General features: G+C 73.9%; 22 protein-coding genes. 7 read left to right on the top strand and 15 right to left on the bottom strand.

Going from position 1 to position 21,835, the window contains the following annotated elements; all coding sequences use genetic code 11:
• Positions 1-19: 19 nt before the first annotated feature.
• From pdxS to pgsA, 5 genes are all read right to left on the bottom strand, one after another.
• Entirely contained in the window at positions 20-937 is a 918-nt protein-coding gene (gene pdxS / locus GA0070616_RS23150; RefSeq protein ID WP_091087174.1) for a pyridoxal 5'-phosphate synthase lyase subunit PdxS, read from the bottom strand.
• Between the two features lie 222 nt (positions 938-1,159).
• Complete coding sequence (locus tag GA0070616_RS23145) at positions 1,160-1,666, bottom strand: hypothetical protein (RefSeq protein ID WP_091091434.1); 507 nt, start codon at positions 1,664-1,666, stop codon at positions 1,160-1,162.
• Positions 1,667-1,692: 26 nt separating this feature from the next.
• Entirely contained in the window at positions 1,693-2,853 is a 1,161-nt protein-coding gene (locus GA0070616_RS23140) for a glycosyltransferase family 4 protein (protein WP_091087171.1), read from the bottom strand.
• 14 nt (positions 2,854-2,867) lie between these two features.
• Positions 2,868-3,800, bottom strand: coding sequence for a phosphatidylinositol mannoside acyltransferase (locus GA0070616_RS23135; protein ID WP_091087167.1), 933 nt, complete (start codon positions 3,798-3,800; stop codon positions 2,868-2,870).
• Between the two features lie 22 nt (positions 3,801-3,822).
• A complete protein-coding gene (pgsA, locus tag GA0070616_RS23130) occupies positions 3,823-4,458 on the bottom strand; it encodes a phosphatidylinositol phosphate synthase (RefSeq protein WP_091087165.1) in 636 nt (211 codons plus the stop codon).
• Positions 4,459-4,705: 247 nt separating this feature from the next.
• Between pgsA and GA0070616_RS23125 the strand changes: the two genes are divergently transcribed.
• Positions 4,706-6,859, top strand: a complete 2,154-nt coding sequence (locus tag GA0070616_RS23125) for an elongation factor G-like protein EF-G2 (RefSeq protein ID WP_091087162.1) — start codon at positions 4,706-4,708, stop codon at positions 6,857-6,859.
• A gap of 105 nt (positions 6,860-6,964) precedes the next feature.
• On the opposite strand, the gene GA0070616_RS23120 is transcribed toward GA0070616_RS23125, so the two are convergent.
• Both GA0070616_RS23120 and GA0070616_RS23115 read right to left on the bottom strand, forming a co-directional pair.
• Positions 6,965-8,023, bottom strand: a complete 1,059-nt coding sequence (locus GA0070616_RS23120; RefSeq protein ID WP_091091431.1) for an aldo/keto reductase — start codon at positions 8,021-8,023, stop codon at positions 6,965-6,967.
• 81 nt (positions 8,024-8,104) lie between these two features.
• Positions 8,105-8,617 carry an HIT family protein gene (locus GA0070616_RS23115; protein WP_091091428.1) on the bottom strand — a complete coding sequence of 171 codons (513 nt, stop codon included), beginning with the start codon at positions 8,615-8,617 and terminating at the stop codon, positions 8,105-8,107.
• A 206-nt stretch (positions 8,618-8,823) separates the two neighbouring features.
• On the opposite strand from GA0070616_RS23115, the gene GA0070616_RS29245 reads away from it, so the two are divergent.
• Positions 8,824-9,576, top strand: a complete 753-nt coding sequence (locus GA0070616_RS29245; protein WP_281188358.1) for a D-Ala-D-Ala carboxypeptidase family metallohydrolase — start codon at positions 8,824-8,826, stop codon at positions 9,574-9,576.
• Between the two features lie 120 nt (positions 9,577-9,696).
• Here GA0070616_RS29245 and thrS read toward each other — a convergent pair whose 3' ends face one another.
• On the bottom strand, positions 9,697-11,700 hold the full coding sequence (thrS, locus tag GA0070616_RS23105; RefSeq protein ID WP_091087158.1) for a threonine--tRNA ligase: 2,004 nt from the start codon (positions 11,698-11,700) through the stop codon (positions 9,697-9,699).
• A gap of 223 nt (positions 11,701-11,923) precedes the next feature.
• Here thrS and GA0070616_RS23100 point away from each other — a divergent pair, with 223 nt between their 5' ends.
• On the top strand, positions 11,924-12,670 hold the full coding sequence (locus GA0070616_RS23100; protein ID WP_091087155.1) for a DUF1775 domain-containing protein: 747 nt from the start codon (positions 11,924-11,926) through the stop codon (positions 12,668-12,670).
• Positions 12,671-12,979: 309 nt separating this feature from the next.
• On the opposite strand, the gene GA0070616_RS23090 is transcribed toward GA0070616_RS23100, so the two are convergent.
• Positions 12,980-13,900 carry an ADP-ribosylglycohydrolase family protein gene (locus tag GA0070616_RS23090; protein WP_091087148.1) on the bottom strand — a complete coding sequence of 307 codons (921 nt, stop codon included), beginning with the start codon at positions 13,898-13,900 and terminating at the stop codon, positions 12,980-12,982.
• Positions 13,901-13,975: 75 nt separating this feature from the next.
• Here GA0070616_RS23090 and GA0070616_RS23085 point away from each other — a divergent pair, with 75 nt between their 5' ends.
• Both GA0070616_RS23085 and GA0070616_RS23080 read left to right on the top strand, forming a co-directional pair.
• Complete coding sequence (locus GA0070616_RS23085) at positions 13,976-14,665, top strand: response regulator transcription factor (RefSeq protein WP_091087144.1); 690 nt, start codon at positions 13,976-13,978, stop codon at positions 14,663-14,665.
• Positions 14,666-14,694: 29 nt separating this feature from the next.
• Positions 14,695-16,098, top strand: a complete 1,404-nt coding sequence (locus GA0070616_RS23080; RefSeq protein ID WP_091091422.1) for a HAMP domain-containing sensor histidine kinase — start codon at positions 14,695-14,697, stop codon at positions 16,096-16,098.
• A gap of 216 nt (positions 16,099-16,314) precedes the next feature.
• Here the strand turns inward: GA0070616_RS23080 and GA0070616_RS23075 are convergent, their stop codons facing one another.
• Entirely contained in the window at positions 16,315-17,337 is a 1,023-nt protein-coding gene (locus GA0070616_RS23075; RefSeq protein ID WP_091087141.1) for an adenosine deaminase, read from the bottom strand.
• Between the two features lie 127 nt (positions 17,338-17,464).
• Here GA0070616_RS23075 and GA0070616_RS23070 point away from each other — a divergent pair, with 127 nt between their 5' ends.
• Entirely contained in the window at positions 17,465-18,448 is a 984-nt protein-coding gene (locus tag GA0070616_RS23070) for an aldo/keto reductase (RefSeq protein WP_091087138.1), read from the top strand.
• Between the two features lie 31 nt (positions 18,449-18,479).
• Complete coding sequence (locus GA0070616_RS23065) at positions 18,480-18,674, top strand: hypothetical protein (RefSeq protein WP_091087136.1); 195 nt, start codon at positions 18,480-18,482, stop codon at positions 18,672-18,674.
• Positions 18,675-18,769: 95 nt separating this feature from the next.
• On the opposite strand, the gene GA0070616_RS23060 is transcribed toward GA0070616_RS23065, so the two are convergent.
• The 5 genes from GA0070616_RS23060 to GA0070616_RS23040 form a co-directional block, all read right to left on the bottom strand.
• Entirely contained in the window at positions 18,770-18,973 is a 204-nt protein-coding gene (locus GA0070616_RS23060) for a cold-shock protein (protein WP_007075740.1), read from the bottom strand.
• 292 nt (positions 18,974-19,265) lie between these two features.
• On the bottom strand, positions 19,266-19,538 hold the full coding sequence (locus GA0070616_RS23055; RefSeq protein WP_091087133.1) for a DUF4235 domain-containing protein: 273 nt from the start codon (positions 19,536-19,538) through the stop codon (positions 19,266-19,268).
• Positions 19,535-19,867, bottom strand: a complete 333-nt coding sequence (locus tag GA0070616_RS23050) for a DUF3618 domain-containing protein (RefSeq protein ID WP_091087132.1) — start codon at positions 19,865-19,867, stop codon at positions 19,535-19,537. The genes GA0070616_RS23055 and GA0070616_RS23050 overlap by 4 nt, the downstream gene beginning before the upstream one ends.
• On the bottom strand, positions 19,864-20,301 hold the full coding sequence (locus GA0070616_RS23045) for a phage holin family protein (RefSeq protein WP_091087129.1): 438 nt from the start codon (positions 20,299-20,301) through the stop codon (positions 19,864-19,866). The genes GA0070616_RS23050 and GA0070616_RS23045 overlap by 4 nt, the downstream gene beginning before the upstream one ends.
• 335 nt (positions 20,302-20,636) lie before the next feature.
• Positions 20,637-21,833: a mechanosensitive ion channel family protein gene (locus GA0070616_RS23040; protein WP_091087125.1), complete on the bottom strand. Its 1,197-nt coding sequence runs from the start codon at positions 21,831-21,833 to the stop codon at positions 20,637-20,639.
• Positions 21,834-21,835 lie beyond the last annotated feature (2 nt).

Below are 21,835 nucleotides of genomic sequence, written 5' to 3'. Positions count from 1 at the left end.
CGCCCCGGCGGGGCCTGGCTCACCAGCCGCGCTCGGCCAGCCGGTGCGGCTGCGGGATGTCGTCGACGTTGATGCCGACCATGGCCTCGCCCAGACCGCGGGACACCTTGGCCAGCACGTCGGGATCGTCGTGGAAGGTGGTGGCCTTCACGATCGCGGCGGCCCGCTGGGCGGGGTTGCCCGACTTGAAGATGCCCGAGCCGACGAAGACGCCCTCGGCGCCGAGCTGCATCATCATCGCCGCGTCGGCCGGGGTGGCGATGCCGCCCGCGGTGAACAGCACGACGGGCAGCTTGCCGGTCGCCGCCACCTCCTTGACCAGCTCGTACGGGGCCTGGAGCTCCTTGGCCGCGACGAACAGCTCGTCCTCCGGCAGCGACTGGAGTCGACGGATCTCCTGCCGGATCCGGCGCATGTGGGTGGTGGCGTTGGAGACGTCGCCGGTGCCGGCCTCGCCCTTCGAACGGATCATGGCCGCGCCCTCGGTGATCCGGCGCAACGCCTCACCCAGGTTGGTGGCCCCGCAGACGAAGGGCACGGTGTACGCCCACTTGTCGATGTGGTTGGCGTAGTCGGCCGGGGTCAGCACCTCGGACTCGTCGATGTAGTCCACGCCGAGGGACTGGAGGATCTGCGCCTCGACGAAGTGGCCGATCCGGACCTTGGCCATCACCGGGATGGAGACGGCGGCGATGATGCCGTCGATCATGTCGGGGTCGCTCATCCGGGACACGCCGCCCTGGGCGCGGATGTCGGCGGGCACCCGCTCCAGCGCCATCACGGCCACGGCACCGGCGTCCTCAGCGATCTTGGCCTGCTCGGCGTTGACCACGTCCATGATCACGCCACCCTTGAGCATCTCGGCCATGCCGCGCTTGACGCGGGCCGTGCCGACGACAGGGCTGGCGTCGCTGTTCGAAGCAGTGGTTTCGGGCACGGGTCATCGCTCCTCGACGTGCTCGGGGGGTGGCTGCGCACATGCTACGACGGTGTCGACGCGGCTCCGACAGCCAATTCGACCCACGGTGGACTGCACTGTGGCCGCCGTCACGCGCAGCCACCGGTCGGCGACGCAGCCGGCGAGGCGGCCGGGGCAGCCGGGCAGCCGGCGACGCGACCGGGGCAGCCGGGCAGCCGGGCAGCCGGCGAGGCGGCCGGGTCAGCCGGCGGGCACGTCGGCGGCGGGGACGCTCAGCGTGGGGTCGTCGATGTCGAAGTAGCGGGGCCAGGAGCTTCCACGCCCCATCCGCAGCAGCCGCACCAGCGGGCGACTGCGGGCCGACCGCGCGTCGCGAACCAGGTCGGTGTGCACCTGGCGGGCCAACGCCAGGCGCCGGCTCGCCGCGATCACGGCTTCACAGTCCGGGTCGGTCGGATCCAGCCGCACCGCGCGCAACTGCCGGGTGAGGTCGTTCTCGGCGGCCTCCCGCTCCTCCGGTCGGGCGTCGAGGGCGATGCGGGCCGCCGCGTACAACTCGACGCCGTAGCGGCGCTCGGCCAGCACGGCGGCGGCCGCCGCGCGGCGCAGCAGGTGGGCGTCGAGGGCGCGGGCGGCAGACTGCGCGCGGGACTGGAGCCGCTCGACCCGGCCGGCGGTCCAGATCAGGTACGCCACCACCAGGGCGACGACCACCGTCGCGCCCACCACCCACCACATGCCCGGCATCGTCGTGCTGCTTCCGTTCGTCGCGGTCAGGCCAGCCCCACCCACTCCTGGTCGATCACCCGCCCGTCGGTCGCCTCGATCGCCGCCGCGTAGACCTCCACGACACGGCGGGCGACCACGGGCCAGTCGAAGTTCGCCACCACCTGATCCCCGCAGGCCGTCAGCTCGGCCCGACGGGCGGGATCGTCGAGCAGCTCGGCGACCGCCGCGCGCAGAGCCGGCGCGTCCCCGGTGGGGAACAGCCGCCCGGCCCGTCCGCCGTCGAGGACCCGACGGAAGGCGTCCAGGTCACTGGCCACCACGGTCGTCCCGGCGGCGAGAGCCTCGGTGAGGATCATCCCGAACGACTCCCCGCCGGTGTTGGGCGCGACGTACAGGTCCACGCTACGCAGCATGCGCACCTTGGTCGCCTCCGGCACCAACCCGAGGAAGGTCACCCGGTCGTGCAGGTCGGTCGGGAACTGCCCGAACAGGTCGTCGGGGTCACCGGGGCCGGCGACCAGCAGCCGCAGGCCGGGGCGCTGCCGGGCCAGTTCGACGAAGGCGTCGCGCAGGATCGGGAAGCCCTTGCGGGCCTCGGTGAACCGGCCGAGGAAACCGACCGACCCCCCTGTGCCCGGCCCGCACTCCCCCGGCCAGCCGGGCAGCGGCGCGACCCCGGCGAACCTGGCCACGGTGACGCCGTTGGGAATCTCCACGGCCCCGCCGTCCATGTGCTCCACCTGCACCTTGCGGGCCAGCGCGCTGACCGCGATCCGGGCGGTGATCCGCTCCAGCACGATCTGGAGCACCCCCTGGGCGGCGGCCAGCACCCGGGACCGGGTCATCGCCGTGTGGAAGGTGGCCACCACCGGGCCCCGTGCCGACAGCACCGCCAGCATCGACAGGCTGAGCGTGAGCGGCTCGTGCACGTGCAGCACGTCGAAGTCGCCCCGGGTGATCCAGCGCCGCACCCGCGCGGTGGAGACCGGCCCGAAGGCGATCCGGGCCACCGACCCGTTGTACGGCAGCGGCACCGCCCGCCCCGCCGGCACCACGTACGGGGGCAGGTCCGACTCCTCGTCGGCGGGGGCGAGGACGCTCACCTCGTGGCCGAGCCCGATCAGCGCCTCCGCGAGGTCCATGACGTGGTTCTGCACCCCGCCGGGGACGTCGAAGGAGTACGGGCACACGATGCCGATCCGCACTGCGCCCCGCCCCCTCAGACCTGTCCGTCGACGGACCCGGACGGCGGGCGGTCGTCACCCGGGCCGCGCTGGTCCAGCCACATCCGTTGCAACATGTGCCAGTCTTGCGGATTGCGGGCGATGCCCGCCGCGAGACCGTCGGCGATCCGCTGGGTCAGCGACCGGACCCGCACGTCGAGCGGGCCCTGCGACTCGTCCGGCAGCGGCAGCGGCCCCTCGATGGAGGCACACGCGGCGTCCGGTTCATACCACATCGAGGCCACGTACAGCGGCGCGCCGGTGCGCAGTGCCAGCAGTGCCGGCCCGGCGGGCATCCGGGTGCGCCCGCCGAAGAAGTCGACCTCCACGCCCCGGGCGGACAGGTCCCGGTCGGCCAGCAGCGGCACCACCGTACCGGCACGCAGCCGGTCGACCAGCACGTCGAACGTCGGCCGCTGGCCCCCGTGGGTGGGCAGGATCTCCATGCCGAGGCCCTGCCGGAAGGCGACGAACCGCTCGTAGACGCCCGCCGGCTTGAGCCGCTCGGCCACCGTGGTCAGCGGCCATCCCGTGGCGGCCACCCACGCGCCGGCGGCGTCCCAGTTGCCGGCGTGCGGCAGCGCCACCACGGCACCCCGTCCGGCGGCCACGTCGGCGGCGAGCACGTCGACCTGCTCCAGCCGGAACCCGGCGAGGATCTGTTCCCGGCTCAGCGCGGGCAGCCGGAACGCCTCCATCCAGTACCGGGCGTACGAACGCAGGCCCCGGCGGACCAGGTCGTCCAGCTCGGCCTCGGGCAGCTCGGGGCCGACCACCCGGCGCAGGTTGGCACGCAGCCGGCGGGTGCCGGCGCCGTCGCCGCGGTGGGCACGGTCGGCGCCCGCCCGGAAGGCGGCGGCCACGACGGGCCGGGGCAGCGTGCGGGCGAGCTTCCACCCGGCGGCGTAGCCCAGCTCGGTGAGGTTCACCGGTGCCCGTCCCGACTCACGGTCACCCCTGCCCGCCGGGGGCGGTGGGAAGCTGCCGTGCCTGGCGGTGGACGTGGGCCATCCGCTGCCCCACCGTGAAGATCGACACGGCGGCGAGCAGCCACAGCGCGATCGGCAACGCCACGTCGAGGCCGAAACCGGCGAGCAGGCCGCCGACGCCGACGATCAGCAGCCGCTCGGTGCGCTCGGCGATGCCCACGTTGCAGGTCATGCCGAGGCCCTCGGCGCGGGCCTTCACGTAGGACACCAGACCACCCGCCGCCAGGCAGACCAGCGCGGCGGCCACGCCCGCCCGGTCGCCCTCGGTGGCGAGGTAGAAGGCCACCGCGCCGAACACGGCGCTGTCGGCGACCCGGTCCATACTCGAATCGAGGAACGCGCCGAACCGGGTGGAGCCGCCGCTCATCCGCGCCATCGTCCCGTCGAGCAGGTCGGTGAGCGCGAAGGCCGTCACGATCAGGGCCCCGGCGACCAGGTGACCGCGGGCACCGAAGCCGAGCGCGCCGACGAGCACCCCGAGGGTGCCCGCCACGGTGACCGCGTTGGGGGTGACGCCGGCGCGGAGCAGACCGCGCGCGACCGGCTCGACGACACGGGTCATCCCCGCGCGGGCCGACACTTGGAAGATCTTCGCCATGGCGGTCCCACGATAACGGTCGGCACCACGGGCACGACACAGCCGGTCAGGCGAGCCGTGCGGGAGGCTTGTGCGGGTCGCACATCCGGTGTGAGATCGGTGCGGGAGGGTGAGCCAGCTCACCCGGCCGCCCGTTGACCGTCCGGCTCTCGGCAGACCACCGGAGGATATCGCCGCGGGAGGGATCCGGGCCGCTCCCCGACGCGCGGCGGTCGCCACCCACCACCGGCTGAGGGAGGTGCGCCCCATGGCGCAGAAGAGTCACGACAGGCAACCCGGCGGCACGCCGGTGGTCAGCGACCCCGGCGCGGTGCGCAACGTGGTGCTGGTGGGGCACTCCGGGGTCGGCAAGACGACGCTGGTGGAGGCGCTGCTCGCGGCGACCGGCACGATCAGCCGTCCCGGCGCGGTCGCCGACGGCACCACCGTCTGCGACCACGACCCCGCCGCCGTACGCCAGCAGCGCTCGGTCGCCCTGGCCTGCGCCCCCCTGCTGCACGACGGCGTCAAGATCAACCTGCTGGACACTCCCGGCTACGCGGACTTCGTCGGTGAGCTGCGGGCCGGCCTGCGGGCCGCCGACGCCGCGCTGTTCGTCGTATCCGCCGTCGACGGCATGGACGCGGCCACCGCCGCGCTGTGGGAGGAGTGCGCCGCCGTCGACATGCCCCGCGCGGTCGCCGTGTCCCGGCTGGACCACCCGCGCGCCGACTTCGACGAGGCCGTGGCCCTGTGCCAACGGGTGTTCGGCGACAACGTGCTGCCGCTGTACCTGCCGATGCTCGGCGACGACGGCGTCTCCACGGTCGGCCTGCTCGGGCTGGTCAGCCGCCGGGTCTTCGACTACACCGCCGGCCTGCCGGCCGACGTGCGCGACCCCGACCCGGAGCACCTGCCGGCGATCGTCGAGTCCCGCAACGAGCTGATCGAGGGGATCATCGCCGAGAGCGAGGACGAGACCCTGCTGGACCGCTACCTCGCCGGTGAGGAGATCGGCACCGACATCCTGGTGGAGGACCTGGAGAAGGCCGTGGCGCGGGGCCACTTCTACCCGGTGGTGCCGGTGTGCGCCACCACCGGGGTCGGGCTGGACGTGCTGCTGGAGGTGCTGACCGCCGGGTTCCCGTCGCCGCTGGAGCACGACCTGCCCGCGGTCACCGGGGTGGACGGCTCCCCCCGGCCGCCGCTGAGCTGCGACCCGGGCGGCCCGCTGGTCGCCGAGGTGGTCAAGACCACGATCGACCGGCACGTCGGGCGGGTGTCCCTGGTGCGGGTCTTCTCCGGCACGCTGCGCCCCGAGCAGACCGTGCACGTCTGCGGGCACGGCATGGCCGACCGCGGCCACCCCGACCACGACGCGGACGAACGGGTCGGGCACCTGTACTCGCCGCTGGGTGCCGTCCTGCGCGAGGTGACGGCCTGCGTGGCTGGCGACATCTGCGCCATCACCAAGTCCGGCAGCGCGGAGACCGGCGACACCGTCTCGGCCAAGGACGATCCGCTGCTCATCGCCCCGTGGGAGATGCCCGAGCCGCTGCTGCCGGTGGCGATCGTGGCGAACACCCGCGCCGACGAGGACGCCCTGGCCCGCAACCTGGCCCGGCTGGTGGCCGGCGACCCGACGCTGCGGCTGGAACGCAACCCGCAGACGCACCAGCTGGTGCTGTGGTGCATGGGCGAGGCACACGCCGACGTCGTGCTCGACCGGTTGCGCGCCGGCGGGGTGGAGTTGCGGACCGAGCCGGTGAGGGTGGCGTTGCGCGAGACGTTCACCGGCCCGGCCTCGGGTCACGGCCGGCACGTCAAGCAGTCCGGCGGGCACGGGCAGTACGCCGTCTGCGACATCGAGGTGGAGCCGCTGCCCCGCGGGGCCGGGTTCGAGTTCGTCGACCGGATCGTCGGCGGGGCGGTGCCGCACCAGTACGTCCCCTCCGTGGAGAAGGGCGTCCGCGCCCAGCTGGAGCGCGGCCTCGTCGCCGGGTACGAGGTGGTCGACCTGCGGGTGACCCTGGTCGACGGCAAGGCGCACAGCGTCGACTCGTCGGACGCGGCCTTCCAGACGGCGGGCGCGCTGGCGCTGCGGGACGCGGCCGGGAAGGGCCAGCCGACCCTGCTGGAGCCCGTCGACGAGGTGCTGGTGCGGGTGCCCGACCACAACGTGGGCGCGGTGCTGGGCGACCTGTCCGGCCGGCGGGGCCGGGTGCTGGGCACCGAGGCGGACCCGGCCGCCGAGGGCCGCAGCCTGGTGCGGGCCGAGGTGCCCGCGACGGAGCTGCTGCGCTACGCCGTCGAGCTGCGGGCCCTGACCGCCGGCGCCGGCACCTTCCGCCGCCGGTTCGTCCGGTACGACCCGATGCCGCCCCACCTCGCGGACCAGCACCGCCACGACCACACGCCCTGACCTCCACCCCGGGCACCATGGAGGACCGGCCGGCGGCGGACGGGTCGGCGGGGCCAGCTGCCCGGGACCGGCCGGTTGAACAGGGCCCGGGACCGGCCGACGGGGTCAGGGGCGGGCGGTGGGGAGCATCGGGCTGGGCCAGTAGGGGCGGTCCACCTCCCGCAGGGCCGCCGCGCGCAACCCGGCGAGCTGCCGTTCCACCTCGACGAAGTGGTCGGCTGCCAGCGGTCCCAGGGCGAGCGCGGCGGCGTTCTCCTCGACCTGGGCCACCGTGCGGCAGCCCGGAATGGGAACGGTGCGGTCGCTGCGGGCCCAGATCCAGCCCAGCGCCCCCTGGGCCAGGGTGCGCCCGTCGGCGGTCAGCGCGGCCCGGACCGACTCCACCCGGCGCAGCCACTCGGGGGCGGGTCGGCCGCCCCGGAACCACTCCAGCCAGCCGGAGGTCAGCCCCCGCACGTCGTCGCGCGGCAGCGTCGAGCCGGGCGGGTACTTGCCGGTGAGCAGCCCCATTCCCAACGCGCCCCGGTTGACGCTGGCCAGGTCGTACTTGTCGCAGACGGCCAACAGGCCGGGGGCGTCACGCAGCACCGACAGGGCGTGCTGCACGGCGGCGGCGTGCGGGGCGTCCTGTCCGAGGACGGCCGCCCGGTCGACCCGGTCGGTGCTCCACCCGTAGGCGCGGACCAGCCCGTCGGCCACCAGTTCCTCCAGGGTGCCGATCAGGGCCTGCGCCCTGGGCACCGGCAGGTCGGCCAGGTGCAGCTGGTAGAGGTCGATCCGGTCGGTGTCGAGCCGCCGCAGCGAATCCGTCACCGCCCGCCGCAGATACTCCGGTGAGGCGTCCATGCCGGTGGCCTGGCGGGCCTGCTCGTCGAACGTGTAGCCCCACTTGGAGGCGATGACCGCCTCGTCCCGCCGGCCCGCGAGGGCCCGCCCGAGGATCCGCTCGCCGTGCCCCGCGCCGTAGGTGTCGGCGGTGTCGAACAGGGTCACGCCGAGGTCGAGCGCCCGGCGGACGGCCCGTACGGACTCCTCGTCGTCGACCGCGCCCCCGCCCAGCGGGGTGCGGCCCTCCGCCCAGGGCCCGCTGATCGCCCAGCAGCCCATCCCGAGGGCGCTGACCTCGATCCCGCTGCGGCCGAGCGGGCGCGTCGACATCACCATCGACGCATGGTGCCACGTCACGGCGGTCCCTACGGGCGAACGGGCCCGGGATCGTCCGGGCCGGACGGTCGGCGTGGCGGGTCAGGACGGCCAGGCGCCGGCGAGCAGGTCGCGGGTGTCGGCGAGGAGTTGGGGCAGCACCTTCGTCCGGCCGATCACCGGCATGAAGTTGGCGTCCCCGCCCCAGCGGGGCACCACGTGCTGGTGCAGGTGCGCGGCGATGCCGGCCCCGGCCACCCCGCCCTGGTTCATGCCGAGGTTGAACCCGTGCGCGCTGCTGACGGCGCGGATCACCCGCATCGCCGCCTGGGTGTAGGTGGCGAGCTCGGCCGTCTCCGGCTCGTCGAGGTCGGTGTAGTCGGCGACGTGCCGGTACGGGCAGACCAGCAGGTGGCCGGGGTTGTACGGGTAGAGGTTGAGCACCACGAAGACGCGCTCGCCCCGGGCCACGACCAGGCTCTCCCCGGCCGGCCGCCCGGGGGCCAGGCAGAACGGGCAGCCGCTGGGTTTGTCGTACCCGCCCTCCGGTCGGTCCTCGCCGGAGATGTAGGTCATCCGGTGCGGTGTCCAGAGCCGGTCCAGGCCGTCCCTCATCGTCTTCACGCTGTCCGTGTGCCGTTCCTCCCCTGCCACAGCAGCGATCCTACGTCCCGGGCCCGGTCACCCGCTCCTTGCCGCCGGCAGCGGACCAGGCGGCGGCGGTCCGGCCCGACCGCCGCCGCGTAGAGGATTGACGAATTCCTGTTGATCGATGAAACTTTCATCCCATCGAGAATGATGATCACCGATGGGAGCTGATCGTGACACGACGTAACCGGATCCTGCGGGGCCTCGGCCGGGCGCTCACCGCCTGCACACTGGCCGCCGTCGCGACCGTGGTGGGCGTGACCACCACGGGCGGAGCCGCGTACGCCGACGGCTGCTACACCTGGGGCCGCACCCTCTCCTCCGGAATGAGCGGCGAGGACGTCCGGCAACTCCAGATCCGGGTGTCCGGCTATCCCGGATACGGCGGGCGGATCACCATCGACGGGGTGTTCGGCCCGGCGACCCGTTCCGCGGTGATCCGCTTCCAGCAGGCGTACGGCCTCGGTGCCGACGGCATCGCCGGCCCGCGCACCTTCAACCAGATCTACGCGCTCCAGGACAACGACTGCACCCCGGTCAACTTCAGCTACGCCGAGTGGAACCGGTGCAACAGCGACTGGTCCGGCGGTGCCGTCCCGGCGAGCACGGCCCGGTTCAACGCACTGGTCTCGATGTGGAAGCTCCAGGCGATGCGGCGGGCGCTCGGCAACGTGCCGCTCTACATCAGCAGCGGATTCCGCAGCTACTCGTGCAACAACGCGGTCGGCGGGGCGGCCGGCAGCCGGCACCTCTACGGCGACGGCGTGGACCTGGTCGGGTCGCCCTCGTTCTGCCGGCTCGCCCAGCAGGCCCGCAACCACGGCTTCACCAACATCCTCGGCCCCGGCTACCCCGCCCACAACGACCACACCCACCTGGGCAACACGCCGGGCCGGTCCTGGTCCGCGCCCAGCTGCGGGATCTGACCCGACCGGGACCCGCCCGCGCAGCGTGCCGACGCACGCGGACCGACCCACCCCGACGCGCCCGGACAGCGGCCCCGGCAGGGCCCCCCGTCACGCCTGACGAGGGGCCCTGCGCGGGCGTCAGGCTGCGGCGGACGGGCCGGAGTTGGCGCGGGAAGCGATCACGTCCAGTACGTGCGCGACCGCCTCGGCGACCGGCACCCCGTTGCGCTGTGAGCCGTCCCGGTAGCGGAACGAGACCGTTCCGGCGGCCACGTCGTCGTCGCCGGCGATCACCATGAACGGGACCTTCTGCTGCTGCGCCGTGCGGATCTTCTTCTGCATCCGGTCGTCACCGGCGTCGACCTGGGCCCGGACCCCCTCGGCGCGCAGCGCCGCGACGAAGCCGTGCAGATAGTCGGTGTGGTCCTCGCGGATCGGGATGCCGACCACCTGCACCGGTGCCAGCCAGGCCGGGAACGCGCCCGCGTAGTGCTCGGTCAGGATGCCGAAGAACCGCTCGATCGACCCGAACAGCGCCCGGTGGATCATCACCGGCTGCTGCCGGGTGCCGTCGGCGGCCTGGTACTCCAACCCGAACCGCTCGGGCAGGTTGAAGTCGACCTGGATGGTGGACATCTGCCAGGTGCGGCCGATGGCGTCCCTGGCCTGCACGGAGATCTTCGGGCCGTAGAAGGCCGCGCCGCCCGGGTCGGGCACCAGGTCCAGGCCGGACTCCTCGGCGGCCGAGCGCAGCGCCTCGGTGGCCCGCTCCCAGTTCTCGTCGGTGCCGACGGACTTCTCCGGGTTGCGGGTGGACAGCTCCAGGTAGAAGTCGTCCAGGCCGTAGTCGCGCAGCAGGTCCAGCACGAACGCCAGCAGCGACTTCAGCTCACCGGCCATCTGCTCGGTCGTGCAGTAGATGTGCGCGTCGTCCATGGTCAACCCGCGCACCCGGGTCAGGCCGTGCACCACGCCGGACTTCTCGAAGCGGTAGACGGTGCCGAACTCGAACAGCCGCAGCGGCAGTTCCCGATAGGACCGCCCGCGAGCCCGGAAGATCAGGTTGTGGAACGGGCAGTTCATCGGCTTCAGGTAGTAGTTCGCGCCCTCCATCTCCATCGGCGGGTACATGCCGTCGGCGTACCACTGGAGGTGCCCGGAGGTCTCGAAGAGCTGCCCCTTGGTGATGTGCGGGGTGTTGACGAACTCGTACCCCGCCTCGGAGTGCCGGTGGCGCGAGTAGTTCTCCAGCTCCCGGCGGATGACGCCGCCCTTGGGGTGGAAGACCGCGAGGCCCGACCCGATCTCGTCGGGGAAGCTGAACAGGTCCAGGTCCGCGCCGAGCTTGCGGTGGTCGCGCCGGGCCGCCTCCTCCAACAGCTTCAGGTACGCCTTCAGCTCGTCCCGGGTCGGCCAGGCGGTGCCGTAGACCCGCTGCAACTGCGGATTCTTCTCACTGCCCCGCCAGTACGCGGCGGCCGACCGCATCAGCTTGAACGCGCCGATCAGGCGGGTGTTCGGCAGGTGCGGGCCACGGCACAGGTCGGACCAGCAGACCTTGTCCTCGGTCGCGGCCAGGTTGTCGTAGATCGTCAGCTCACCGCCGCCGACCTCCATCACCTCCGAGGAGTCCAGCCCCTCCCCCTTGACGTCGATCAGCTCCAGCTTGAACGGCTCGGCCGCCAACTCGGTCTTGGCGTCGTCGAGACTGTCGAAGCGGCGGCGGCGGAACCGCTGGCCGGACTTGACGATCTCCTGCATCCGCTTCTCGAGCCTGGCCAGGTCGTCCGGCTGGAACGGCTTGTCGACGGCGAAGTCGTAGTAGAAGCCGTTCTCGATCGGCGGGCCGATGCCGAGCTTGGCCTCGGGGAAGACGTCCTGCACGGCCTGGGCGAGCACGTGGGCCGTGGAGTGGCGCAGCACGTTCAGCCCGTCCGGGCTGTCCAGCGCGACCGGCTCGACGGTGGTGTCCTCGGCCGGCGCCCAGTCCAGGTCGCGCAGCTGGCCCTGCGGGTCGCGGACCACGACGACCGCCTTCGGGCCGTTCGCGGGCAACCCGGCTGCGGCCACCGCGTCGGCCGCCGTGGTCCCGGCGGCGACGACGACGGGGTCGGCCACGGCGGGGGTACGGGGTGCGGACACGGGGGTCTCCTCGCAGCAGACGGTACGGATGCTGCCGACACGCGGCTCCTGCGATGCTATCGGCCCGCTCCGTCACGGCGGTCGGCGACACCTGTGCCGGGTGGTCGTGCCGGCCACCGATTGAACCTTTCCGCCTCCCGATCCGAACTACCCCGTGTGGTCGGAGCCGGTTCCGGCCGCTGGGCACGCGGTTCCGGCCGCTGGACACGAGGGGAACGCACAGATGGCGATGACGCGCGACACGGGCCGTCGGCGCCGGGCCGCAGCGGTGGCCGCCCTGGCCACGGCCACGGTGCTGGCCTGGCCCGCCACGGCGTACGCGGCGGACGTGACGGCCACCCCGACCGAGGCCCGGCAGGGCGAGGCGGTACGGATGGAGTTCACGGTGCCGCAGGAGCGGCCGGGTGTGCCGACCGACCAGGTCGAGATCCGGTTGCCGGCCGACGCGCCGATCGCCGAGGTGTACCCGATGTCCACGGACGGTTGGGCGCCCCGGATCACCACCCGCACCCTCGACCGGCCGGTACCCGGCATCCACTCGTCCGCCCTGGACACGGTCACCAGCTCGGTCACCTGGGTGCGGATGCCCGGCACCGGCGAGGGCCCGGCGCGGCTGACCCTGTCGATGGGGCCGCTGCCGCAGGCGGACCGGCTGAGCTTCGAGGTTCTCCAGACGTACGCCGACGGGCTGGTCGTGCGCTGGGGCGGTGCCGGGCAGCGGCCCGCGCCGACGCTGGCCCTGCTGCCGGACGACCCGAACGCCCCGGTCGGCCACGCCGGGCACGGCGGGGCCCCGGCGGCGGGCGGGGCACCCGCCCCGGCGGCGGGCGGGCCGGCCGCCGAGGGGAACGACGACAGCCTGCTCGCCGCCGGCCTCCTCACCGGGCTGGGCGGCGGCGCGGTGATCGGTTGGCTGGTCAGCCGGCGACGTGGCCGGGCCCCGGCGGAGCCGGCCGACCCGGCGACGTGACCCGGTTCACCACTTGCCCGGCAGTCGACCCGCGGCGTCCCGGCGGGACGGGCGTCGCGGACACCGCGCCGTGCCGCACCCCGAGTGCCGGCGTCGCCGGCAGCGGACCGGATCGCCGGCGGGAGACGGGGCCCGGCACGGGACGGGGCCCGGCACGGGACGGGGCCCGGCACGGGACGGGGCCCGGCACGGGACGGGGCCCGGCACGGGACGGGGCCCGGCACGGGACGGGGCCCGGCACGGGACGGGGCCCGGCACGGGACGGGGCCCGGCACGGGACGGGGCCCGGCTGGAGACGGGCGCCGCCGGTCAGCCTGACCAGGCGGGCAGCGGTTCGCGGGCGGCCAGCCAGTCGCCGGGCACCCCGCCGGGGGTCCCGACCCCGGTGTGGGCGGCCACCACCGCCCCGACGATCGCGGCGGTGGTGTCGACGTCGCCACCCGCCTCGACGCAGGCCCGGATCGCCGCCGGGTAGTCGTCGAGGTGCCGGGCGGCCACCCAGAGGGTGAATGCCGCCGTGTCCTGCGCGGTGACCCGGGACCCGTTGCCGAGTGCGTCGACCGCCTCCGGCAGATCCCGGCCGAGCAGGTCGGCGGCCCGGCGTACGCCCCGATGCACCTCGGTGTCCGGGTCGAGGGCGGCGGCGACGGCCGCGAGCAGCCGGTCGGGTTCCGGCCGGTGACCGTCGAGGCGGCCCCGGGCGGCCAGCGCGGCGGCGACCGCCACGGCCACCGCTCCGGCGATGCCCTCCGGGTGGGCGTGGGTGACCTCGGCGGACTCCCGGGCCTGGGCGGCGGCGCGGGCGGTGGAGTCCGCGTGCCAGGCACCCAACGGGCCGACCCGCATCGCCGCACCGTTGCCGCAGGAACCCTGCCCGTCGAAGGCGGAGGCCGCCGCCACCGGCCACGGTGTGCCGGTCCGGATGAGTCGCAGGACGGCCACCGCGCCCGGCCCGTAGCCACGGTAGGGCTCGCAACGCTCGGCGAAGGCCAGCGCCAGCGCGTCCCGCTCGATCCGGCCGTGTTCGGCGAGCGCGGCGACCACCGAGCACGCCATCTCGGTGTCGTCCGTCCACTGCCACGGCGGCGGCGGCAGTCTGCCCGCGGCCAGGTCGGCCGGGCGTCGGCCCGGAACGAAGAACTGCGACCCGAGGGCGTCGCCGACGGACAGGCCGGCGAGGCTGTCGCGGGCCAACGCCAGCCGGGTGTCCGGATAGAGCGTGAACGACATCGTCGTACCAGCTTGCCGGTTCGGCGGGGTGAGCCGCAACGACGATCAACTTGCCGGGCCGAGTACGGTGCGTGGGTGGCCACCGTCCTCCTGGTCGAAGACGACCACGTCGTCCGCGGCGCGATGCTACGATCCCTCGCCGACCGGGGGCATGCCGTGCACGCGGTCGGCACGGCGCTGGAGGCGCTGCGCCGGGTCGCCGCCGAGACCCCCGACCTGGTGGTGCTCGACCTGGGGCTGCCCGATCTGGACGGTTCGGACGCGCTGCGCATGCTGCGCGGCATCACCGACGTGCCGATCATCATCGCCACCGCCCGCGACGACGAGCAGTCGGTGGTCAAGCTGCTGCGCGCCGGGGCCGACGACTACATGGTCAAGCCGTTCACCGGAGCGCACCTGGACGCCCGGATCACCACCGTGCTGCGCCGGGCGGGGCGGGCCAGCCGCAGCGTGCCGCCCGCGGTGCACGCGGTCGGCGGCCTGCGGGTCGACGTCGGCGAACGCAGCGCCCACCTGGACGGGGAGCCGCTGGCGCTGACCCGCAAGGAATTCGACCTGTTGGCGTATCTCGCCGCACGCCCCGGCCGGGTAGTGTCCCGGCGGGAACTCTTGGAGGAGGTATGGCGGCAGCCATCGGTCGGCGAGGATCAGACCATCGACGTTCACCTGTACTGGCTGCGCCGCAAAATGGGCGAGTCCGCAGCGAAGCCGCGCTACCTGCGCACCGTGCGGGGGGTCGGGTTCCGGCTGGTGGCCCCGGACTGAGGGTCTCGTTGGCCCTGCTGACGGCCGGCATGGGCGTCCTGCTGGCGCTGGCGTTCCTGGTGCCGCTCGGGGTGAGTCTGGGCGACCGGGCCCGCGAGGAGGCCATCGCCGACGCGGCCCGCCGCAGCGCGCTGGTCACCGGCGCCCTCGCCGTCAGCACCGACCCGGAGGTCGTCCGGCGGGCCGTCGAGGCCAGCGGCGACGACCCGGACACCCGGCCGGTGGTGCACGGGCTCGACGGGGCGTCGACCGTCGGTCGGGCCGACGCCGCCACGTTGGACCGGGCCCGCGCCGAGGGCCGTTCCCTGCTGGTCGACGTCGACGGCGGCGTGCTGCGCCTCGACCCGGTGGTGCGCGGCGACCGGACGGCCGTGGTCGAGGTGTTCGTTCCCGCTGGCGCGCTGTCCGAGGGCGGTGGCAGCCGGTGGCTGCTGCTGGCCGGGGTGGCCGTGGCGCTGGTCGGGGCCGCCGTGGTGGTGGTCGACCGGATCGCCGCCCGCGCGGTCGAGGCCACCCGGGGGCTGGTCCGGGCGGCGCTCGCGGTGGGCGACGGCGACCTGGGGGTACGCGTGGAGCCGTCCGGTCCGCGGGAGCTGGCGGAGGCCGGGTACGCGTTCAACCGGATGGCGGAACGGTTCGTGGCGGCCCGTACCGACGAGCGGGAACTCGTCGCGGACCTGTCGCACCGGCTGCGCACCCCCCTGACCGTGCTGCGGCTCGACGCGGAGGCGTTGGAGTCCGACGACACCAGCGTCGGCTCGTTCAGTGAGGCGGAGCTGGACCGGCGGCGGGGCATCCGCCGGATCCGCCAGGCGATCGTCACCCTGGAGGGTGAGATCGACGTGTTGATCAAGACGACCCGCAAGGCGGTCGCGACCGAGGCCGGGCCGGCGATGTGCGACGTCAGCGAGGTGGTGCGGGACCGGATGGTGTTCTGGGCCGCCCTCGCGGGCGACCAGAACCGTCCGCACCGGGTGACCGGGGCGCAGCTGCGCATCCCCGCGCCGGTGCCCCGCGCCGAGCTGGCCGCCGCGCTCGACGCGGTGATCGGCAACGTCTTCCGCTACACGCCCCAGGGCACCGCGTTCGAGGTGGCGGTGTCCCGCCGGGACGGCTACGTGGCCATCCGGATCGACGACGCGGGGCCGGGCATCGCCAACCCGGACCGGGCGTTGCGCCGGGGCACCAGCGACCAGGGCTCCACAGGGCTCGGCCTGGACATCGCCAAACGGGTGGCGTTGCAGGCCAACGGCTCGGTGAGCATCGACCGGGCCCGGCTCGGCGGGGCCAGCGTCGTCATGCTGCTCGCCGACCCGGAGGCCACGCCCCGGCAGGTGAGCCGCTTCGGCCTGGTCGGCCGGATGGCCCGGGAGGCCCGGGAGCAGAAGGGCGGCGGCCGTCGCTGGCCCCGGCAACGGCCCACCGACGGCTGACCGGCGGGCGGTCTGTGCGGAGGCGCAAGTCTTCCTTAGATCCGGCTTAACGGTCGCTCGGTCGGGTCGTCGGCCTGTCATGATCGGTGCCGACACCAGCAGTTCCACCGGCCAACCGCCCTGTGCCCACCCCGGCCGGTGGAGCCGTGCGCGCGGCGGGAGCAACGGTCCCCCACACCTCCTCTCCCGCCGCGCGCCACTTCCGCCGGACGCCCCTCAGCTGACGTGGGCGGTCAGGTACGCGTCGATCTCGGTGATGATGCGCCGCTTTCCGGCCGGGTCGAGGAACGACGCGGTCACCGCGTTGCGCGCGAGGTCGGCAACCCCCTCGGGGCCCACCCCGAGCAGTCGGGCGGCCACGGCGTACTCGTCGTCGAGGGTGGTGCCGAACATCGGCGGGTCGTCGGAGTTGATCGTGACCAGCAGGCCGGCCCCGACCAGCGTCGGCAGCGGATGATCTTCGATGCGGGCCACCGCCCGGGTCCGCACGTTCGACGTCGGGCAGACCTCCATCCCGATCTGCCGCTCGGCGAGGTACGCGAGCAGCTCCGGGTCCTGCGCGGCCGCGATGCCGTGCCCGATCCGCTCCGCGCCCAGGTCGCGCAGGGCGTCCCAGACGGTCTGCGGGCCGGTGGTCTCCCCGGCGTGCGGAACCGACCGCAGCCCCGCCGCCCGCGCCTGGTCGAAGTACGGCTTGAACTGCGGACGGGGCACCCCGATCTCGGGGCCGCCCAGGCCGAAGCCGACCAGTCCGTCGGGGCGCTCGTCGAGGCTGATCCGCAGGGTCTCCTCGGCGGCGGGCAGGCCGGCCTCGCCCGGGATGTCGAAGCACCAGCGCAGCTCGACGCCGAAGTCCAGGGCGGCCCGCCGACGGGCGTCCTCGATGGCCTCGCAGAACGCCGGAGCGGGGATGCCCCGGTGCACGTGGGAGTAGGGGGTCACCGTCAGCTCCGCGTAGCGGACCTGCTGGCGGGCCAGTTCGCGGGCCACCTCGTGGGTGAGGATCCAGACGTCCTCCGGGTCACGGATCAGGTCCACGACGCTGAGATAGATCTCGATGAAATGGGCGAAGTCACGGAAGGCGAAGTAGTCGGCGAGGGCGGCCGGGTCGGCCGGCACGGGGCTGCGCCCCTCGTGCCGGGCGGCCAACTCGGCGACGATCCGGGGCGAGGCGGAACCGACGTGGTGCACGTGCAGTTCCACCTTGGGCAGTCCGGCGATGAAGGTTGGCAGATCCACCTCCGCAGTGTCCCAGGCGGCGATCGGCCGGCACGCGCGCCCTCACGTCGCGTCGCGAACCGTACCCGGGTGGTGGCGTGCCCGGCCCGGCGCGCGAGCCCACAGCCGGCTCACTAGGCTCTGCGGAATGGAACAGCGCACCTTCTCCCGGCTGAACCGCACCGTCGGCGTGATCGGCCTCGGTGCCTGGCAGCTCGGCGCCGACTGGGGCACGGTCACCGAGGACGACGCCATGGGGGTGCTGTCGGCCGCCGTCGAGGCCGGGGTCACCTTCCTCGACACCGCCGACGTCTACGGCGACGGCCGCAGCGAGCGCCTGATCGGCCGGTTCCGCGCGGCCCACCCCGACGCCGACCTCACCGTGGCGACCAAGATGGGCCGCCGGGTGCCGCAGACGCCGCAGGCGTACACCCTGACGAACTTCCGCGCCTGGACCGACCGGTCGCGGGCGAACCTCGGCATGGACACGCTCGACCTGGTGCAGCTGCACTGCCCGCCCACCGCCGTGTTCGCCGACGACGCCGTCTTCGACGCCCTCGACACCCTGGTGTCCGACGGGGCGATCGCCGGCTACGGGGTCAGCGTGGAGACCTGCGACCAGGCGCTGACGGCGATCGCCCGGCCCGGCGTGGCCAGCGTCCAGATCATCCTCAACGCGCTGCGGCACAAGCCGCTGGAACGGGTGCTGCCGGCCGCGTCGGCCGCCGGCGTCGGCATCATCGCGCGCGTCCCGCTCGCCTCCGGGCTGCTCTCCGGCCGCTACGACGAGCACACCACCTTCGCCCCCGACGACCACCGCACCTACAACCGCGCCGGCGAGGCGTTCGACGTCGGGGAGACCTTCTCCGGCGTCGGGTTCGACCTCGGCCTCGACGCCGTGCGGCGACTGGCGCCCCTGGTCGGTGACGACCGCACCATGGCGCAGTTCGCGCTGCGCTGGGTGGTCGACCAGCCGGGTGTCACGGTGGTCATCCCCGGCGCGCGGGACGCCGGCCAGGCCCGGCGCAACGCCGACGTCGCCGGTCAGCCGTCCCTGACGGCGGCGCAACTCGACACCGTCGCGAAGGTGTACGACGAGTTGGTCCGTCCGCAGGTGCACGGCCGGTGGTGAGGCGGACGGGGACACGGCGGAGAGGACGGCGATGAGCGGCTGGTTCCGGCTCACGCTCGGCTTGGCGGCCGTCGTGCTGGGGGCGTTGTGGACCGTGCAGGGGCTCGGCCACGTCGAGGACAGCGTGATGACCGACCAGCAGGCCTGGGTGATCCTCGGCCCGGTGCTGATGGTCGGCGGCCTGGTGTCGCTCTGGCTCGGGATGCGGGCCCGCAGCCGCCGTTGACGCGGAAAAGCCCCGCATCCCGGACGGGATACGGGGCTTCACGTCGATCCGGGGACCGGACCGCCCACTGGCCGGCGGCTGCCGACCGGCACCGGTCAGATGGGGCGGACCTGCTCGGCCTGCGGACCCTTCTGGCCCTGGGCGATCTCGAACTCCACCCGCTGGTTCTCCTCCAGCGTGCGGTAGCCGCTGGTCTGGATGGCCGAGAAGTGGACGAACACGTCAGCACCCCCGCCGTCGACGGTGATGAAGCCGAAGCCCTTGTCAGCGTTGAACCACTTCACGGTTCCCTGCGCCATGTGTATCTCCTTCTAAAACTGGCGGCCGAGCACGCCGTGCGGCCGATTGGCCGTTTCCGAGCAGCGGCGCCTGAGGCGGCCCCCGGGGAAGGAGACTTCTCTCAGCCCACGCTGTCGCAACAGCGTGGAACAGCAAACCACGTACGCAAAAACTCTGCACAGCCTAGCCGACGAAATTTTCCGACATGTGACCTGACGGACGCCTGAGATCCGCTCGGCGGGCCGGGGGAACGACGCGTTCGACCCCTCGCCGCGGGGGCGGCGAGGGGCCGAGGAGCTGCTGTCCGAGGGGTCAGTCCGGCCACTTTCCGGTCATCCGACGCACGCCGACCGCGCCACCGCGGTCGACGGCGGCGCGCACCGCCGAGAAGATCGCGCCCTGTATCGCCGCCGCCGCGAGGACCTCGACCCAGCCGCGGTCCTCGTCGGTGGGGCTGGGCGCCTCGCCCTCCGGGTCGGCGAGCTTCCAGACCTGCCGGAAGATGATTCCCGCGACCGCACCGGCGGCGAACCCCATCAGCACGCCGACCGGCTTGTAGGCGGCCTTGCCGATACTTCTGCTCACCGACGCCTCCCACGAATGATCATCAACACCACGACCGCCACCACCGCACCGGCGGCGAGGGCGGCGAACGGCGTCGGGTCACGCCGGACCACCTCGCCGCCCTCCTGCGCCCGCAGCCGTGCCGTCTCCGCCTGGCCCCGCACCCGGGCCACGGTCGCGGACGCCTGCTCGCGCATCCGCTCCCGCGCCTGGTCGGCCGACGAACGCAACCGCGCCTTCACGTCGGCCTTGGCGGCCAGCGCCTCCACCGTCTCGCCCAACTCGACCCGGGTCCGCCGGATCTCCTCGCGCAGCGCCTCGTTGTCGCCGCCGCTGCCATTGCTCGTCATGCCCGTCCCCTGTCCTTCACCGCGGCGCTGACCACGTCCACGTCGGCCCGCACGCTCTGCACGGCGGCAGTCGGCACGGGCGGACCTGCCTGGTTGACCTGCTTCTTGCCCACCAGGGCCAGGATCCCGGCCACCAGGAACAGCGCCACCGCCACGATCAGGGCCGCCGCCCAGGCCGGCATCACCAGAGCCAGTAGCAGGATCGCGGCGGCCACCAGGGCGCCCAGGCCGTAGAGGGCCAGCGCGCCTCCGCCGCCGAACAGCCCGATGCCGATACCGGCGTGCTTACCCTTCTCGGTCAGTTCCGCGCGCGCGAGTGCCAGCTCGTCGCGGACCAGGCGGGAGACCTGTTCCGTGGCCCGCTGGACCAACTCGGCGGTGGACGGTTCGTCACCGGCACGGGTGGTGGTACGGGCGTTCGCCACGTCAGCCATGCTGTCCTCCTTTCCTCATCACCGCGCTGTATGCCCGGAGTCGCCGCCCGCCAATCCTGCGCGCGGCGGTCGGCCGACCGTCGCGTGCGCCGCGCCCGGACCGGGCACTGCGGCGGAGGAGCAGAGGCGTCGCGCAGCACGTCCCGCGAATCGGCCCACCAAACCTCCACCCGTCCCACCGGCTGCGGGATCCGGGCGGTCACGGGCACCGCTGACCGGTCGTCGACGAGGCCCCGGCGACCGTCCCGGTCGCCGGGGCCTCGTCAGGGCGGGTGGGGGCGAGGCCCCAGCGAGCCGGGACGCTCGCCGGGGCGGGTGGGGGCGGCTGCGGGCCGTCAGCGCCGGGCGTCGGCAGGCTCGTCGGGGCCGACGAACGCCTCACTGCGGGCGTTGCCGTCGTCGCCACCGCCGAACAGCCGGGCGTCGTCGGGCATCCCACCGTCGGCGCGGGGGCGGGCGGCCCGGCGGGGCTGTACCCACTGCCAGGCCAGGTTGCTGCCGGCGTCGCCGACCTCGGCCCGCATCCGGGGCATCGCGGTGGGCCGGTTGTCCCGTACCCACGCCACCAGTTGTTCGCGCACCAGGCACCGCAGATCCCACAGGCTGCCGGCGTTGGCGGCGCTGACCAGCGCGCGCACCTTGATCGCGCCGCCGGTCGCGTCGGTGACCTGGAGGACGCAGACCCGGCCGTCCCACAGGTCGCTGCCCTCCGCCAGCCGGCGCAGCTCCTCCCGCATCGCCTGCACGGGGATGGACCAGTCCACGTCGAACTCGGCGGTGCCGAGCACCGCCGACTCGGTGCGGGTCCAGTTCTGGAAGGGCGTGCTGGTGAAGTACGACGTGGGCAGGATCAGCCGCCGGTCGTCCCAGACCTGCACCACCACGTAGGTGAGCGTCAGCTCCTCGATGCGGCCCCACTCCCCCTCGACGACCACCACGTCGTCGAGGCGCACGGCATCGCTGAACGCCAGTTGGAGGCCGGCGAAGACGTTGCCGAGCAGGCTCTGCGCGGCCAACGCGGCGACCACACCGACCAGACCGGCGCTGGTCAGCACGCCGGCGCCGATCCCGCGTACGGCGGGGAAGGTCATCAGCATCACGCCGACGGCGAGCACGACGATGACCGCGATGGTCACCCGCCGCAGCATCACCACCTGGGTACGCACCTGTCGGGCGTGCCGGTTGTCCGGCACGTCCACCCGGAACCGGGCCAACGTGGTGTCCTCCACCACCACCAGCAGCGACGCGACGAACCAGGCGCTGGTGGCGATGACGGCCAGCACCAGCAGGTGCAGCAGCACCTGCCGGGCGGTGGTGCCCACCGCGTACCCGGTGCTGAACCGCACGGCGAACTGCACGGCGAGCACGGTGGTGGCGACCTGGAAGGGCCGGTGCGCGTGTTCGGTCAGCTCGGTCATCACCAGGGAACGGTGGCCGAGGCGACGCATCAGGCGGTGCGTCGCCTCGACCGCCACGAGAGCGACCGCCGCCGCGGCGAGCGCGGCGATGATCGTCACCAGGTAGCCAGGCACGG

This window comes from Micromonospora nigra, from assembly GCF_900091585.1.
Lineage (GTDB): Bacteria > Actinomycetota > Actinomycetes > Mycobacteriales > Micromonosporaceae > Micromonospora > Micromonospora nigra.
This window is presented reverse-complemented; position numbering and strand designations above follow the sequence as displayed.